This window comes from Mucilaginibacter rigui (assembly GCF_014773275.1).
GTDB classification, from domain to species: Bacteria; Bacteroidota; Bacteroidia; order Sphingobacteriales; family Sphingobacteriaceae; genus Mucilaginibacter; species Mucilaginibacter rigui_A.
Window position 1 is genome coordinate 681,676 of sequence record NZ_JACWMW010000002.1, and the last position, 17,134, is coordinate 698,809.

At 42.7% G+C, this 17,134-nt stretch carries 15 protein-coding genes and 1 tRNA gene; 4 read left to right on the top strand and 12 right to left on the bottom strand.

All coding sequences use genetic code 11. The features are described 5' to 3' along the window. Positions 1 to 75 precede the first annotated feature (75 nt). Positions 76 to 148 (top strand) — tRNA-Met (locus tag IDJ75_RS10180). A 64-nt stretch (positions 149 to 212) separates the two neighbouring features. On the opposite strand, the gene IDJ75_RS10185 is transcribed toward IDJ75_RS10180, so the two are convergent. After that, positions 213 to 1,547 carry a HAMP domain-containing sensor histidine kinase gene (locus tag IDJ75_RS10185; RefSeq protein ID WP_191175514.1) on the bottom strand — a complete coding sequence of 445 codons (1,335 nt, stop codon included), beginning with the start codon at positions 1,545 to 1,547 and terminating at the stop codon, positions 213 to 215. A gap of 243 nt (positions 1,548 to 1,790) precedes the next feature. Here IDJ75_RS10185 and IDJ75_RS10190 point away from each other — a divergent pair, with 243 nt between their 5' ends. Then, a complete protein-coding gene (locus IDJ75_RS10190; RefSeq protein ID WP_191175515.1) occupies positions 1,791 to 2,702 on the top strand; it encodes a metallophosphoesterase family protein in 912 nt (303 codons plus the stop codon). Positions 2,703 to 2,770: 68 nt separating this feature from the next. Here IDJ75_RS10190 and yiaA read toward each other — a convergent pair whose 3' ends face one another. Then, entirely contained in the window at positions 2,771 to 3,238 is a 468-nt protein-coding gene (yiaA, locus tag IDJ75_RS10195) for an inner membrane protein YiaA (RefSeq protein WP_191175516.1), read from the bottom strand. A gap of 132 nt (positions 3,239 to 3,370) precedes the next feature. Between yiaA and IDJ75_RS10200 the strand changes: the two genes are divergently transcribed. Then, positions 3,371 to 4,870 carry a hypothetical protein gene (locus IDJ75_RS10200; protein WP_191175517.1) on the top strand — a complete coding sequence of 500 codons (1,500 nt, stop codon included), beginning with the start codon at positions 3,371 to 3,373 and terminating at the stop codon, positions 4,868 to 4,870. Between the two features lie 88 nt (positions 4,871 to 4,958). On the opposite strand, the gene IDJ75_RS10205 is transcribed toward IDJ75_RS10200, so the two are convergent. The 4 genes from IDJ75_RS10205 to IDJ75_RS10220 all read right to left on the bottom strand — a co-directional run bounded on the left by IDJ75_RS10205 (position 4,959) and on the right by IDJ75_RS10220 (position 9,648). Further along, positions 4,959 to 5,900, bottom strand: a complete 942-nt coding sequence (locus IDJ75_RS10205) for a cation diffusion facilitator family transporter (protein ID WP_191175518.1) — start codon at positions 5,898 to 5,900, stop codon at positions 4,959 to 4,961. A 158-nt stretch (positions 5,901 to 6,058) separates the two neighbouring features. Next, a complete protein-coding gene (locus IDJ75_RS10210; RefSeq protein ID WP_224746555.1) occupies positions 6,059 to 7,192 on the bottom strand; it encodes a TlpA disulfide reductase family protein in 1,134 nt (377 codons plus the stop codon). Between the two features lie 48 nt (positions 7,193 to 7,240). Further along, complete coding sequence (locus IDJ75_RS10215; protein WP_191175519.1) at positions 7,241 to 8,413, bottom strand: TlpA disulfide reductase family protein; 1,173 nt, start codon at positions 8,411 to 8,413, stop codon at positions 7,241 to 7,243. 53 nt (positions 8,414 to 8,466) lie between these two features. Continuing rightward, on the bottom strand, positions 8,467 to 9,648 hold the full coding sequence (locus tag IDJ75_RS10220) for a formimidoylglutamase (RefSeq protein ID WP_191175520.1): 1,182 nt from the start codon (positions 9,646 to 9,648) through the stop codon (positions 8,467 to 8,469). A gap of 59 nt (positions 9,649 to 9,707) precedes the next feature. Here IDJ75_RS10220 and IDJ75_RS10225 point away from each other — a divergent pair, with 59 nt between their 5' ends. After that, entirely contained in the window at positions 9,708 to 10,676 is a 969-nt protein-coding gene (locus IDJ75_RS10225; RefSeq protein ID WP_191175521.1) for an NAD-dependent epimerase/dehydratase family protein, read from the top strand. Between the two features lie 132 nt (positions 10,677 to 10,808). Here IDJ75_RS10225 and rlmD read toward each other — a convergent pair whose 3' ends face one another. The 6 genes from rlmD to IDJ75_RS10255 all read right to left on the bottom strand — a co-directional run bounded on the left by rlmD (position 10,809) and on the right by IDJ75_RS10255 (position 16,491). Further along, on the bottom strand, positions 10,809 to 12,233 hold the full coding sequence (gene rlmD, locus IDJ75_RS10230; RefSeq protein WP_191175522.1) for a 23S rRNA (uracil(1939)-C(5))-methyltransferase RlmD: 1,425 nt from the start codon (positions 12,231 to 12,233) through the stop codon (positions 10,809 to 10,811). Between the two features lie 608 nt (positions 12,234 to 12,841). Continuing rightward, complete coding sequence (locus IDJ75_RS10235; RefSeq protein ID WP_191175523.1) at positions 12,842 to 13,159, bottom strand: hypothetical protein; 318 nt, start codon at positions 13,157 to 13,159, stop codon at positions 12,842 to 12,844. A 136-nt stretch (positions 13,160 to 13,295) separates the two neighbouring features. Continuing rightward, positions 13,296 to 14,036 (bottom strand): ferritin-like domain-containing protein, encoded by a 741-nt coding sequence (locus tag IDJ75_RS10240; protein WP_191175524.1) that lies wholly within the window; start codon positions 14,034 to 14,036, stop codon positions 13,296 to 13,298. A gap of 102 nt (positions 14,037 to 14,138) precedes the next feature. Continuing rightward, positions 14,139 to 15,497 (bottom strand): cell envelope integrity protein CreD, encoded by a 1,359-nt coding sequence (gene creD / locus IDJ75_RS10245; protein WP_191175525.1) that lies wholly within the window; start codon positions 15,495 to 15,497, stop codon positions 14,139 to 14,141. Positions 15,498 to 15,553: 56 nt separating this feature from the next. Continuing rightward, entirely contained in the window at positions 15,554 to 15,856 is a 303-nt protein-coding gene (locus tag IDJ75_RS10250; RefSeq protein ID WP_317173758.1) for a winged helix-turn-helix domain-containing protein, read from the bottom strand. Further along, positions 15,853 to 16,491, bottom strand: a complete 639-nt coding sequence (locus IDJ75_RS10255) for a hypothetical protein (RefSeq protein WP_191175526.1) — start codon at positions 16,489 to 16,491, stop codon at positions 15,853 to 15,855. Before IDJ75_RS10255 ends, IDJ75_RS10250 begins: the two co-directional genes overlap by 4 nt. Between the last annotated feature and the right edge of the window lie 643 nt (positions 16,492 to 17,134).

Consider the following 17,134-nt stretch of genomic DNA (forward strand, 5'->3'; position numbering starts at 1 on the left):
GAGCAAATTGCTTTTTTGACAATTGGAACAAACATTTCGGAATTATGCCCGTTATGTAATATACTAAAAAGATAGTGCGGGATGGAGCAGTTGGTAGCTCGTCGGGCTCATAACCCGAAGGTCGTAGGTTCGAGTCCTGCTCCCGCTACCTCAGACGCAAAAAGCCTTAAATCGAAAGATTTGAGGCTTTTTGTTTTTTTTAGCCATTCTTATTAATCAACATTCGCTCCTGTCGGAATAAAAATAAAAAAACTGGAACCCCGGCCAGCTACACTTTCAAAACCTATACTGCCGCCCTGGCGCTCAATAAATTCTTTACATAAAAGGAGTCCCAAACCTACCCCCTTTTCGTTGTTTGTACCAAAACCTGGCTCGGTATTAATAGAAAATATTTCATCCTGCTTGGCTGGGTCTATGCCTTTGCCGTTATCACTAACCGTTATCTTACATTTGTGCTTCACTAACTGTGCATCTATATTAATGATACCGCCTTTGGGGGTAAATTTAATAGCATTGCTAACAAGGTTACGCACCACCAGTTGCAGCATATTTATGTCGGCAATTACTACAAGCGCCGGGTCAATTTTATAGCTTAGGGCGATATCTTTTTTATTAGCTTGTATTTTGCCCATATCCAATGTGCTTTTTATTATATCGAGCAGGCTTGCCGACACCAAATTAATAACAGGCCCCTCCATTTGCGATTTAGACCATTGCAGTAAATTGGTAAGCATATCTATTGTGCTGTTAGTTGAAGCAAGTAATTCCTGCTCTATTCCCTCCCGCAGCGGGCCGTCCAATTCATTTTCGTTAAGCAATTGCAGGTAACTTTGTATGTTAATAAGTGGTGTGCGCATATCATGCGATATGATGGACATTAACTTGTTCCTTTCAATATCGCTTTTTTCGAGCTGCTCTTTTTGAAGTAATATGTGTTGATTCTGCACTTCAATAGCTATGGCCTTTTCCTCAACTGCTATACGTTCTTTATCGTAGCTTTTGCGGATATATTTAATAACGATATAAATTGCTATCACCGATAACGGAAACGCCGTAATTCTGTCTATCAACTCGCCCTTGCCCGCATCAAATGGATGTTGGACTAACGTTGGATAATAGTATGCAGCAAAATGCAATGCCAAAAAACCAATGATATATACTATTAACCAGGCCAGGTGCTGCCGATAAGGAGAAATAGCAAATACCAGCAAAAGGTATGCTGGCCATATAATATCAGTTGAGCCATTAATACCCGAATTAGCGAAGTAGTTAAATGAGAAAACGATTATCCCTATTACTCCAAATAAAATGCTGCTGTGTGGTTTGTTATTAAAGCGGGAATTATAGTACTCATAATAAAAAAACAAACTTAATAGCAAACTGGATAAAGAAGCGACATAAAGCCCGGCAAAAACATTGTACGGCACATAAAAAATAGCCAGTATACTTAAACCAACACTAATGGAATGAAATATCCTGCTTTCTAATGAAAAACTGGACGAATCACCTATAAGCCTAAGCCAAACCGTATTTATTTTTTTAATCATAGGCTAGTAAGAGCGGCCTGGTTTAATTTTAATATGGTAACCAAGGCCGTTTGATTTATATAGGTGTAGGTGTTTGTACGGAATATACTGCTAAATTGTTTAAAATTGATATGTAATTGCTATAGTTAAATAACATTTAAGAAGCCCGCGCTTGTAAAGTTATTTTTTCGGCAGCAATTATAACAAGTAACCACATCATTAATCCCCCTAAAACTAACCTTCTGAAATTTGCGTTCTTAATACATGAAACGCCTCTTGTGCCTATGCATATTACTAATGGGTTTTGTGCCGATAATAACCGCGCAAAATAAAAATCAGGTTATCGCTTTTGCCAGCGATACGCAGGAACCAATGTGGGTAGAGAAGCTATGGCTCAAAGCCAATCATAATTTACTGGCAACAAAAATGATCTTTAAAGATGTAGATAGCCTGCGCCCAAAAGCTTTTTTTATTTTGGGTGATGTTGTTTCGCTTGGCAAAAGCAAAAAGGCCTGGAGAAATATCGATAATTACATTAGCCAGTTAGTTAAGGATTCTATTCCCGTTTATGCCACATTGGGGAACCACGAAGTAATGTTCAATTCTAAAAAAGGGATACGCAATTTTATAAAGCGCTTTCCCGCCTACGACCCCTCCGGGTATACAGAAATAGTTGATTCTGTAGCGGTAATATTGCTGAATTCTAATTTCGCAGCAATGTCTGTAACAGAGATTGCCCGGCAAAACGAGTGGTATGAGGCTAAATTAAATGCACTGGATACCGAAGCGGCAGTAAAAATGATCATTGTTGGATGCCATCATTCGCCGTATACAAACAGCACTATTGTAAACCCTTCAGAAGCTGTAAGGCAAAGCTTTGTGCAGCCGTTCATCAAATCAAAAAAAGCGGTACTGTTCCTTTCCGGGCATTCACACAACTTTGAGAATTTTAAGATCCAGGGAAAGAATTTCCTTGTAATTGGCGGTGGTGGTGGCCTTCATCAGCCACTGCGGGCTAAAAACGTGCAAATGCCCGATATCTCAGGAGATTATAAACCGGATTTTCACTATCTCGAAGTAAGCAGGCAAGGCGAAACGCTTAATGTTTTATCCAGGCGGTTAAAAACAGACTTTACAGGGTTTAACGATGGCTATAGTCTAAAAATAAGCCAATAGCCATTGACTAATAATAATAAACCCCGCAGGCTTGCCAGGCAAGGAACTGCGGGGTGGTAACCGCTACGTTACAGCTCTTTATCGTCGATCAGTTTTGCGTCGCGGGTATTCTTTTGTACGGCAATGGCCGAAAACATGCTAAGGCAGAATGCCATGGCGTAAAAGCCCTTTTCGCTTCGGGCCAGATCTGCATTCCACAGGCCAATCGTTAACAGTACCATTGCCGCTATAGTAGCAAACCAGCTTAGGCCATAGTACAGATCCGTAACTACAAGTCCTTCTGCCCGGTCCCTGACGCTTTTTTGTACAGAGATCACGGCGAATAAGCCAAATAATAAAATGGTGAAATAATAGCCTTTTTCGTTCAACTCCATACTTGCATTCCATAAGCCGATGCAATATCCCACCACCCCTGTTAATAAGGCAAACCAGGAGGCCCCTATAAATGCGGCTGTTGGTTTAAACGGGTTTCTAACATTATCACCATGTTTGATGATAGGTGAATTTTCTTCTGTTCTGTGTTGTAGCGATTCCATATTTTTTTGTTTTAGTAATTAATATGAAAGCAAATGTCGGTTGTATAACAGACCTGGAAAAAGCAGAATTTGAAAATTACTGACGATATATTTTCTGAAAATCATACTTTTATATGCATATAATATATCATCATGGACTCAATTCAGGAGTTAATCAAATTACTCAATACTGCCGATAAGAAGCTTTTCAGGAAGTTTTTACAGCGGAAAAACAAAAGAGGCGATGTGAAAAATTTGCAGTTGCTCGATTTGATAGAAACTGACGATATAAATGGCTTAAATAAGCTTTACGAACCGGAGAAAAACAATGATGCATACCATGCTTTACGTAAAAGGCTGCAGGATAATTTACTGCTATTTTTATCTCAGAAAGCTTTTGAAAGCAACAGTTCTGATACCTATGAGGCGTTGCGCCTGGTGGTTGTAGGTCGTTTTCTATTAGAAAACGATGTGTTTAAGATAGCATTTAAATGTTTAGATAAGGCCGAGCGGCTGGCCGACCATTTGGAGCAGTTTAACCTGCTGAACGAGATTTTGCTATTAAAACTGCAGTATGCCCATTTGCCGGGAGCTGAAGAGCTTGATACTTTGACCTCGCGCTTTCTGGGAAACCAGGCGCATATGGTACGCGAGGCCAAACTCAATATGGCCTACGCCTTTTTACGGCAGGAACTGCAAGAGATACAACTGAAGGGGAAGGTAGTTAATTTAACCGCCCTGATGCTAACGACGATCCGGAAATACAAAATTTCCGAACAGGACCTGATGACTTATAAGTCCATTTACCAAATTCTTTTCATTGCGAATGAATACGCGGCCATACAGCAAAATTATGGATTGATAGAGCGCTATATCAACCGGACGAATCAGTTTATAAAACAGGCGGATAAAAAGCCGGCTTATCTTTTTTACCATATATCCATCCTGTATTATTTGGCAAACTTTCATTTACGGCGAAAAGATTTTGCAAAGAGTGTATATTATCTTAAGGAAATGATGGAGCTGATGGTGACGGATAGTCGTTATTATACGTTGTTTTATTTACGCTATCAGTTACTATCTGCGCTCAACTTGTTCTTTACGGGCTCTTCTTTAGATGCGATCTCGCTATTGCAGGAATCGCTCTCTAATACAAAGCATGCGTCTAAGCCCGAAGATGTAGAGGATTTACGAATATGCCTGACCATGGTTTTAGCCCTGTGTAATGACCGGGGAAGTTTAAAACAGCTAAAATTACTAATGCGCACCGATGCCTGGTACGAAAAAAGAATGGGCATGTTATGGACCATTCGAAAAAATCTGATGGAAATTCTGGTCCATGCACAGTTCTCTAACATCGAGCTTGCCATGTCCCGGATAGCCAGCTTCCGGCGCCGGTATAAGAAGTATCTGCTGAAAACGTCTGAAGAACGCGTGCTATCATATCTGGGCTTGGTTGAAAAATACCTGCTAAAACCCGATGTGGCTTTTGATTTGGCGTATAGAAGGGAGATTTTAACCTTGCCCGGCAAGGCTGAAAATAACGATATCTTCACATTGAGCTTTATTGCCTGGTTAATAGCGCGCTGGAAGAAAGAAACGGCTTGTAAAGTTGTGCTGACACTAATACAGAATAACAACTATGTGCAATAATATTTGCCTAAGTAAATGAATATATATTGCAGTTGACACGTGCCGGTTAGCATAGACAACTCAATACAAAAGCCTTGAATTTAATTGTTCAGGGCTTTTTTACGTCGAATAAATTGTTGGGGATACGTGTATAGGTTTGGGGTTGTACAAAAACAAGCTTAATAAGCGGGAACACAGTTTTAATGGCTGTTCTGATCCGCTCTATGGATGCTGTAATATCTTCTGTATCAATATCGTGCTCAAACTCTACTATAAGCATCAACACTACATCATCGGGCGCCTGGTAGGTAGATAATACATTCACCACGCGTATCACGGCTTCATCCTTCTCGGCAAGTAACCTTATTTTATGCTGCGTTATAGGTGCTATGCCTTCACCCATCAGCAGGCTGCGGCTTTCCCTTGCCAGAATGGCAGATACCCCAACAAGCAGCAGGCCTACCAATAAAGACGCTACACCATCCATGTAATGCATGTCGTAATTATGGCCTATATACATAAATACAAATACGATGAGTAAGCCAAGCACCGCTGCGCCATCCTCAAACAACACCAAAAAGCTGGATGGATCCTTACTTTTAACAATGGCAGCCCACCAGGTTTGCCCATTGCGCAGCTTATCAAATTCTTTTATAGCGATAACCAGTGAGGTGCCCTCAAACAACGCTGATGAAGCCAGTACAATGTAATTCCACAGTGGGTTGGTTACAGGCTCGGGTTTTATAATATGCTGAATGCCCTGGTAAATAGAGATACCACCACCCAGGCCAAATATCAATATAGATACAATGAACGACCAGAAATAAAGCTCCTTACCGTAACCAAAGGGCCTTAAACTATCGGGGGCTTTGTGGCTGCGTTTTAAGCCATAGAGCAATAGTACCTGGTTTACAGTGTCAACCATGGAGTGGATGCCCTCGGATATCATAGACGAGCTGTTGGTAACCCCACCTGCAATAAATTTAGTTACCGCAATAAGCAGGTTGGCCGTAAGCGCGCTGTAAATAGAGGCATTGTTTTTAGCTTTCATACTTATACTAATACAAATGCTAAAAAAGCGGTTGTGTTTTTATAGATGTATTTTTGTTACACGCACCTTGTTAAACAGAAAGTCGTCGGCATTATAGAAACAGGTATCTAAATAGTCGTGTAAGCAAAAAGCCCGGTTAGTTACACCGGGCTTTAATTTTATATCTTACCAAACAGTTCGGCAAGCTTGTCGTCCAGATCATCGCCCCGGAGGTTTTTACCGATGATCTTGCCATTGGGGTCTAACAAAAAGTTTTGAGGGATGCCACGTACAGCATAAAGATCGGCAGCTTTGCTTTTCCAGAATTGCAGATCAGAGACCTGTGTCCAGGTTAGCCCATCTTTATGGATAGCTTTTAACCATGCTTCTTTAGCATTTGGCCTGTCTAACGATACACCTAAAATGGTGAAGTTTTTATTTTTATACGCATTGTATGCTTTTACCACATTTGGGTTTTCGCGGCGGCAAGGGCCACACCATGAGGCCCAAAAATCAATTAGCACATATTTACCGCGGAAAGATGCCAGGCTAACCATTTTACCTGCTGTATCAGCCTCGGCAAATTCAGGAGCTGTTGCGCCCAAAGCCACGGCTTTAAGTTTAGGCATCATCACTCCAAATGCCTTACCGCCTTCCGATTCTTTTATCGCTGCAGAAAGGCCATTGTATAAAGGTTCTATCTCGGCATAATCAGCACTGTATGCAAAGCTCTGTAATGAATTTAAACTAACGTAAGAGTCGGGGTGTTCTTGTAAAAATTTTTTAGTTATAGCTTTTTCTTGCGCATCAATGGCTTTTTCATCGGCTTTGCTTTGTTTAATAAATGCTGCCGATTGCTTTTGCTCGTCGGTAGCTGCTTTTTCTTTAGCTTCCATGGCTGCATAACCATCACTCACAGGCTTTAAAGCTGCCTGGAATTGCTCGTTCTCAATATTGGTTTTTGTTCCGGTAACGTTAGCTTTTTCCAGTACATCTGCACTTTTAACGGTTATTGTGCCCGGTTCAATGTAAATTGATTTATAATCGCGTGAGCTATTTAAACCGGTGCCTTTATCATTCAGTAATAAATATCCCTGAGCAGGAGCAGCGCCGGGTGTGCCGGTAAATTTAAACTCCCCGTTATTTAGAACGGCCGAATCTACAATGGTTTTACCCGCGTTTCTGTATTGGAGGTATACTTTGGCAGGGGCGCTATATACACCTACCTTTCCCTGAACGGTAAATTTAGTATCCTGTGCAAACGCCAACACCGGCAAAAGCGCAACGGCGCTTAATAATATCTTTTTCATCATGATGGTCAGTTTTTTTAAAGCACCAATATCAAATTAATTATCAGGAAATCAAATTTTTCCGAGTAACTTTTCTAACGTGCTATCCAGATCATCACCACGCAAGCCTTTTGCAACAATTTTTCCTTGTGGGTCTATTAAAAAGTTTTGAGGGATAGATTGTACCCCGTATAAAGTGGCGGCAAGGTTATTCCAATATTTCAGGTCGGATACCTGTGTCCAGGTAAGCCCGTCGTTCTTTATGGCAGCCAGCCATGCGGCTTTACCATCGGGCCTGTCTAAGGATACACCAAGCACGGTAAAACCCTTGCCCCGGTACTTGTTATAAATTTTTACCACGTTAGGATTTTCCTGCCTGCAGGGGCCGCACCATGATGCCCAAAAATCTATCAGTACATATTTACCTCGGAAAGATGATAACTGTACAGGTACACCATTTACGTCGTTTTGTGAAAAATCAGGCGCCATGGCGCCAATTGCGGTTAATCTTAACGCATCAATAGATAATTTTAATTGCTTGCCCCCCTCTGTTTTTTTAAGATCATCAGAAAGCTGGTCGTATAACGGGCCAACTTCGGCTACATCAGGAGTTGGCCCGCTAACGCTTGATAGCGCTAATAAACTGATATAGCTTGCCGGGTGTGTGTTAATAAAGTTTTTAAGCACTGTTTTTTGTTCGCCCTGCAGTACTTTATATTTGGCTTGCATAGCGTTTTGGAAGGAGGCCGACCGTTGCTGCTCAGCAGTGGCCTTTTTCCCTTCAAGGGTTATTTGCTGTGCCTTATCTAAAATTATTTTTAGCTGGGCTTTAAGGTTCTTATTATCATCATTAATAGCTGATCCGGTAATATCAGCAGTGGCGATAGAATCTTTACCGATAACTATGAGGGTGCCTTTTTCCAGGAAAAAGCTTAACCCATCGGCAGTTTTAGATGGCCCCCCATCCGAGAAATTCTGGGCAACATATTTATCAAACCCCAGGTTTTTATGATCTATGAATAAGGACGCGCTCACCGGATCCATTACCACACCATCAAACTTAAACTCGCCATTACTAACGGTTGATGAATCGGTTACGCTGTTTGCGCCTAAATAATAAACCAGGTATGCTGTAGCGGGGCCCTTAATATTAGTCAGTTTGGCTTTTACAGTAAAGGGCTGCGCGTTTTGCGCGAATGCAATTGCAGGCAAAAATGCCGCTATCACGAAAAAAAATCTCTTCATTTAAATTTATCAGTAAAGTATCTATAACGGGTAAACGCCTAATCAATTGCCAATTAGTTCAATTTTTGATAGGTGCGCCACCAAAGGTCGGGCATTTCGCCTGATACTGCGGTTTTATAGTCCTCATAACGGCAAGGCACTAAATGAAAACGTTCGTTCTTGGAGCCGCCTGTTGGGTAAGGTACCTGCATCCACCAGCGGTCGCTTTTTTTGCTTTTTACAAACACAAGCTCATGCTCATCGTGCTTAAGGCTGGTTTTGTAAATAAGGTATTGAGATTTTGGGTTAAGCGGGTAATCGCGTTTGCGGTTATAAAAACCATCTATAAAATACCATATCATCTGCGATAGCAGCATGGCTGTTTGGCCGTTGTTATCAAAGGCCGGGTTAAACTCGTAAAACCCTATCGAGCTCAGTTTATCATTAAAACCGGCATAGCGGCAAATCTGGCAGGCCTCCTCGCCATAAAAACCGTTTGGCTTAGCGTTGGCATTACCAACCGCGTCCGACGAGCGAATGGCGCCCATATCAAAGCTTACCATATTGGCATTACGGATAATCGGTTCGGCTACGGCTATGTTTTGGGTAAGTTCGCCAAGGCGGTGTACATCAAAATAAAGCTTCTCCATCACCCTTAAACTCTCCTGGCTGGCAAAATAGGTTTGGTAACCCATGTTACTGTAATTGAACAGGTAGTTAGGCTCGTGCAAAAATATTTTGTTAAGGTACGATGCAGAGGAGGTTTCGATAGTTTCGTGAAAGCCATCGTCCTCCAGGTCGAACTGCGAATCAACCACCAGCATATCCACCTTTTGCTCCAGGGTTTCGTAGCCCAGGTATTGCGCATAGGTAAGATCCTGCCCGCCACCGATGATGACCGGGATAATATCCTTTTTGATCAACTCCTCAACCACGGTTTTAAGCGCGTAATAGGTGTCAACAACCGTTTCGCCACGTGCAATATTACCTAAATCGGCAATTTTTGTAGTATAACCGCCTTCGTTTAACTGGTAAAGTTTTTCGCGCACGTAATCGGGCCCTAAAGCGCAGCCGGGGTTGTTTATGGCGTTTCGATCATCAAGCACACCAATAATAGCGATATCCGTTTTTTGTTCCAGGTCGGGGAAGTCAACCGAGTAATGTTCAATCTTATCGCCAAGCTGGCTGGTAAAATATCCATTCTTTGGGGTGATCTTTTTAAGATCTATTGGAGTGAAAAAATCGGATAGAGACATATTTTTTGATCTGCAGATATGCTGATGTGCAAATGTGCGGATTTTTTGCAGATTTGCATATGATTTTAGTAACCGGTGCAACAGGTTTTTTAGGGGCCGAATTAGCGAAGGAGCTTATCCTGCGTGGAAACCGTATCCGTTGCACTAAGCGTGCGTCGTCAACTATCCCCCAAATACTACAGCCTTACGCTGCAAAAATTGACTGGGTAAATGCCGACCTGATGGACGCCACCGCGCTTGAAGATGCACTGGATGGCATAACGCAGGTTTATAACTGTGCTGCCTTTGTATCACTAAAACAGGCCGATAAAGAACCGATGATCCGTACCAATGTGCGCGGCACTGCCAATTTGGTAGACCTGTGTAACGAGCGGAACATCCGCATGGTACATACCAGCTCGGTTGCTGCCGTGGGCGAGGCCAAGCCCGGCGAGATGATCACTGAGAACCATCACCTGGATTCATCAACAGAAACCGATGGTTACGCCATATCAAAACTGGAAAGCGAAATGGAGGTGTGGCGCGGCATTGCCGAAGGACTGGACGCCGTTATTGTAAACCCAACTATTATTATAGGCGCCAGCGCAGGCACCACCGGCAGCGGGCAGATCTTTGAAACCGTACGTAAAGGCCTTAAATTTTACACTAAAGGCACTATTGGCTTTGTAGATGTGCAGGATGTAGCCAAATGTATGATAGCCCTGATGGAAACTACTATAAGTGGAGAGCGCTACATTATTAATGCCGAAAACAGGGCATACAAGCAGCTTTTTGAAGAGATTGCCGGATGCCTGGGTGTACCCGCCTCCAAAACATTAGCTAAACCCTGGATGATGGAACTGGCCTGGCGTGGTGCATCTTTAATTGGCGCTATAACCGGCAAAGCACCCGCCCTTGATAAAACCAGCGCCCGGGCAGCATCAGTTATCCGCGAATTTGATAACAGCAAAATTAAACAGGCTATCGGGTTTGAGTTTAGGCCGGTGAGCGACACGATAAAGGAGGTGTGTTCGGCTCTAAAAGGTTAAAGATAGCAGATCTTTTTAGAAGAAAACAGCAACTTTTTCTGACTTTTTTGCGACCTTAAAACGCCTTTAACCGGCCTTGAAACGCCTTTTTTTAGCGGCAATAGTTCCGACCGGGATCTTTTGACTAAAAGCCTATTTTTTCAACTTTAATAACACCACATTTTCCACATGCTGGGTATGCGGGAACATATCCACAGGCTGTATTTTAACCGTGTCGTATTTCTCTTTTAATATCAGCAGATCGCGGGCCTGGGTGGCGGCGTTGCAGCTTACGTAAACAATTTTGTCGGCTTCAATTTCCATCAGGCGGGCAACCACATCGGCATGCATGCCTGCGCGTGGCGGGTCGGTGATGATCACATCGGGTTTGCCATGCTCGGCCACAAAATCGTGCACCAGCACATCTTTCATGTCGCCGGCATAGAACTTGGTATTGGTGATGTTGTTGATCTGGGAGTTTACCCTGGCATCTTCAATGGCCGATGGCACATACTCCACCCCAACTACTTCGCGCACATGGCCTGCAATAAAGTTGGCAATGGTGCCGGCTCCGGTGTACAGGTCATAAACCAGTTCATCGCCGGTGAAGCCTGCAAAGTCGCGGGTTATCTCGTACAGGCGCAGGGCCTGGATGGAGTTTGTTTGATAGAATGATTTTGGCCCAACCCTAAAGCGTACCACATTGCCATTGGCAGCAGGCATTTCCTCATGTATATATTCCGGGCCGCGCCAAGCTACAACCTCCTGGTCGAAGATGGTATCGTTCATCTTGGTATTTAAGATGTACAACAGCGACGTGATCTGCGGGAAGGCGGCATCTACATAGTTCATCAACAGGTTTACCTGTTCTTCATCCGCGTGGGCGAAAACCACGATCACCATGATCTCGCCTGTAGACGAGGTACGGATAATAAGGTTACGCAAAGCGCCGGTATGCTGGCGCACATCGTAATAGCTGATGCCATTTTGTTTGGCAAAGGCGTTGATGCTGTTCCGCAGATCGTTTGAGGGCTCGGCCTGCAGGTAGCAATGGTTAATGTTCAGGATCTTATCGAACCTGCCGGGGATATGGAAACCCAGGGCGTTCATATCAAGCGTTTCGTCTTCGCGGTTTTCGCCTTCGTAAAGCCAGCGCTTGTTTGAGAAAGTGTACTCCAGTTTGTTGCGGTAGTAACGGTCGGCAGGTGAGGGAACAATGTTATCCATGTGTTCCACATCTATCTTGGCAATGCGGGTTAAGGCATCGTGTACAGCTTTTTGTTTGAATTTTAGCTGTGCCTCGTAGGTCATATGTTGCCACTTGCAGCCGCCGCAGGTGCCAAAATGTTCGCAAAACGCAGGCACACGGTATTCTGATGGGGTGATAAGTTTGGTGATCTTGGCTTCACCAAAGCTCTTTTTACTACGGTAAACCTCTACGTCTGCAACATCGCCGGGCACGGCTTTTTCAATAAAAAGCACAAAATCTTCGGCTTTGCCTACCCCTTTGCCTTCTTCGGCAATATCAATTACGGTTACGTTCTCAAAGAACTTAGGTTTTTTTGCAGATCTACTCATCAGGCTGCAAAGTTAAACGTATTTATTAATTTTTTAGTGACAGGGGTTTGGCTATCGTAAATTTAACCACAGAGGGCACAGAGATTTTCCCAGAGAGCAAGAGATTTGCGGAGTGCCGGTATTTTGAGCCATAGAAATCTACTTAGCAGCAAGCTGCTTTAGCATCAATCATGATATTGATTCAGATAAACAAGTGCAGGATGTCGTTCCAAAAGGTATCCGGTTCGGTATCTTCCATGTCAAACTGCTCGTCTATCAGGTCTGAAAATTCTGTTAATTCCCTACTCATGGCAATAAATTTTACTATGCAAACATAATAAAATTTATACCGAAAACCAAAACGGTATTTTGATTTTATTTTTTATTTAAATTATACTTAACTCTCTGTGCGCGTATATTTTCGGCAGCCCTATTCCTAATGACCGGTAAGCTCTACCGCTTTGTAGCTATGGAAAGAAAGTTTTTTTGCCTTGTAGAGGCTACCCTTAATTGCTATTATGGTAAAACCACGAATTAATTAAAGATTTGGCTGTGGGTAACCCCTACGGGCAATACGCCGGTTAATTGTTATGCTACATAGCCCGTATGGGGCATTTCTTTTCTGCGATTTATTGCGTCTGCACGGCTTGGGTCACATTGGTAATTTCCAGCTTATAAAGATATGACCCGCCTGCAATACACACACAGTTGGACAACATTAAGTAAAAGAACTCATTATGAACATTGAATGCTTCTGGCATTACCAATGCAAAAGTGCCTGCCGTTAGCACTATGCCTGCCACAGCTATTAAATGTTTAATCTGCCGTGACGATGGACAGGAAGCAATAAGCCCCTTAATTATAAAAAGGAATATTACCCATGTAAGTAAAGAAAATATGCCGCCAAACAAAACGCACATGGCGTACTTACTTATTTCCTCGTTCATGTAATCAGTTATACTTGTGTAATCATCCCTTTTAAGGCACGATTCAATAAGTAGATAAATCACAGGGGCTATAGCCACACTGGTTAGCCACACTTTTATACTGTAAATAAATGAGTTTGATTTCATATTTATAATATTACATATATAAAGGTAGGGTATTTACCTGCGCGATTGTTATAGCAGCAATGGTTTTCTTATACTTATACTGCATCTTTTTCACGTACATATCAAACGTTACACCGCCTGCCATAAAAAGCTTTTTGTGGCCATACCAAACCAACAGCGATGTTGCATGGAAGAAATGTTTGTACGCCACCTTGCGCCACGATTTGGAGAAATTTGATTTCCCCTCAAAGATGATGGCCAGCCGCTCGGTTTGGAAAACGATGTGCGGTGCTTCGTCTATCAAAATATCGGTACAGATCTCTTTAAGCAAGCGGCATTGGGTTGCATCCTTCAGCGCCTGGTAAAAGATCTGAGCGGTGCTCTCTACCACAATAACGGCCAGCGTCCATAACTCCATACTGGTGTTAAAGTAGCGTACCTTGCGGAACAGCGTATCGCCCCAATCCTTCTTTACCCGTTTTTGCCCTATCTTATCAATATAGCGGCCCAGGTTATTGCCATGTTTTTGCTCTTCTTTGATGAAAAGCTTTACGGCGTCCACATAATCCGGGTCGCCAAGGCGGTAGGCGTATTTTGTTGAAGCCGCTATGAGGTGTTCGCCTTCGGATGTTTCGCCCAGTTGCCAGGCCTGTAATGATGGCAGGACGGCTGCTATCTCATCCTGCGTAATGGTTGGCGCTAAGGCCCAGTTAACCCTTTTGTGGCGGGCATTTGCCTGGAAATACCCTATCCAATAATTGCTTGTATGCATAGTTTTGATGTTTTATGTTAAGACGCGATACTTCGTGTGTTGATGAATAATATGATACGGTGTTAAAGAGAGACGCGAAGTATCGCGTCTCTGCGATATGTGTTATTCAGGTTTATCCCAATTTATTTTGCGCGAGAAATACATGAGCATACCCGTGATGATAAACAGGGCGATACTACCTATCATTAGCGCCAGGTCTTCCAGTTGAATGATAACGTAAATAAAAATGTAGATAACGGAGAGGATAAGCGCAAATAAGGCTGCAGCACCCCTGTTTTTGAGCAGGGAGGCAATGAATACAGACACCAGCCCTATGGTTGCCACCGATGCAATGATGTAAGCAGTGTTGTAGCCAACCTGCTCGGAGAACGACAGCAGCAGGATATAATAGATGATCATAGCGGCACCTATGAGCACGTAATTAAACGGATGGATGCGCTGCTTGCGGATAACCTCGGTAAGGAACAACGACACAAATGTTAACAATACTATCAGTATGGCATATTTGCTGGTACGGGTTATTTTTTGGTACTGATCTACCGGTAATATAAGCTTTACACCAACTGATGCGTCGTCCTGCTTTTTTTCTATGCGGAACAGGTTGTTATCAACCACCCATTGCTGCGGATAAGGCCTGTTATAATACAGCATGCGCCATTTACCTAAAAATCCATTTTCATCTATCTTACTTTCATCGGGCAAATTACGGCCCTGAAAACTTGGGCTTTGCCACTTGCCGCTAACTTCCACATCGGTAGTTTTACCTAAGTGTAAAAAATTTAATGATTGGCTTCCCTTAAGTTCAAGTGTGTAATTAAAGTCGAAAGCACCGTCCTTTACACTGCTTAAATTAATCCCGGCCTGCAAGCCATTAACAAATAAATCATCATTGCTGAATGAGGGCTGCGCAGTTAATTTCATTCCCCCTGCCGTAATTATTGGATTGGTTTTTAATCCCTTTAGATCAGATATACTGAATAAAAGACGGGCTTTATCTAATAGCAGTTTATCGGGCGACAACGAGAACATCCCCAAATCGGCGCCGGCAAAATTACCGGTTATTTTAATGGTTGAGGTATATATTACTGCCTCGAACATGCCGCGATGACGTTTTTGAGGGCTTAAAACAGCCTTTATATTTAAATTTTCGGGTAATATGTAAAGGTTCTCTATTACCTCTTTAGTGCCTTGTTTATTATCAGTCCCCATAAAATTTACGCTCTTACGGTAAGGTATCATCAATACCGGGCCTTTTATGGTTTGCGCGCCCGACCACTGGCTGGCAATATCATTGGCCACCTGTTGCTGCCGGCCGGCACGCTCACGTATCAGGTCGTCAATTAATGACGATGGTATCACTAATACCAATATCAAAAAGCCAATGAAGGCCAATTTAATGGTGATCGATTCCCTGAACCAATCCATGATGCTTCTTAAAGCTGTTTTTTGTTCTTCTATCATTGTTTTATTTAAAAGTACTTTGAATTGCAAAGTAGTAGGGTAAAAAAATATAGTTATTAGATCTTCTGATTTTTTATGATCTGCTCCAAAGCATCAAGATGTTGCTTAAATGCGTGCTTACCTTTAGCACTGGCCTCGTAATTGGTATTTGGCTTGCGCCCCAAAAACGATTTGTGCACTGTAATGTACTCCTCCTTCTCCAAAGCCTTCAGGTGCGAGGCCAGGTTCCCGTCCGACGCATCCAGCAGCTCCTTCAACGAGTTAAAATCGTAACGCTCGTTAACCATCAGCACACTCATTATTTGCAAACGCAGCCGGTTCTCGAACGCCTTATCAAGTTTTTCAAATGGAATCTTCACCGGTCGTATTTTAAGTACATGATGCTGCCATAAACAATATGCAGTACGCCAAAACCAATAGCCCAAAACAACAGGCCGTAACCGGGCATTAAAGCGGCCAGCAAACCTAATAAAATTTCTATGATGCCTAAATATTTAACGTCGTTATAAGTAACATTGCTCGCGTTCACTAAAGCCAATCCATAAAATATCAGGGTGGTTGATGCTACAACACTAAAGTACCCTCTGAATATTAAAACAAGCACCAGCACCGCCCCGGTTACTAAAGGCACGGCCAAATTAAACAGCAGTTGCCTGCTTGCCCGGCCCCAAACGCTTTGGCCTTTTTGTTTAGCCTTACGCCTGGTTAACACCACACCGGTAATTATTGATGCAATAAAAACGATGATGCCGGTTAAAGCGAGCTTTTGCCAGTTAGCGTGTAGTGGCCCGTTAACAGAATCGTTATAGGCTGTATAATTTAACTGATCAAAATAATCAGATCCAAATGTTATCCACCAGGCAACACCGGCGCCAATTAAAGCATAAACCCCGGCCAGCACACCACTAAGGCCGCTGAGTGAGATAAACTTTGAGGAACGCTCCATTAAACTGCGGATGGAGGTTAGCTCGTCCTGTATTTCGTTTTGTTTCACTTAAAAGTACTTTGTTATTCAAAGTAAGTTATTAAAATTGAGAGTTGCAAATAAAATTTTAGAAAAGAAAGATTTTTAATTCTTTCCTCGGAGAGGGGCGGCAGATTGTGTGGTGGCAGGGAGGGGTTTATAACGCCTTGTGTACAATAAAAATCTCCCTGACAATACTGGTCTAAGTTTTCAACTTAGACCAGTATCATGACCCGTAGGGTCTACCGCTTTGTAGGCATAATAATGTGTGATTTGTGCCGCATCGCGGCTACCCATCTAACTGGCAGGTAAATATATTGCATTGTTCTACATTTAAAAAAGCTGATAAAGGGTAGACCCTAACGGGGCAAAAGCTGTTTTTTTCATTGGCTACAAAGCGGTAGACCCTACGGGCCATGAAAAATAAACCTCTAATACTGGTCTAAGTTTCCAACTTAGACCCAAAATGAGTTAAGCTTTCAGCTTAACAATATTCACTGTGCGCCCGCAAGCTGAAAGCTTGTTTTATTTCTGGTCTAAGTTGAAAACTTAGACCTGTATCGGGGGTTTATAACGCCTTGTGTACATAAAAATCTCCCTGACAATACTGGTCTAAGTTGAAAACTTAGACCAGTATCATGACCCGTAGGGTCTACCGCTTTGTAGGCATAAT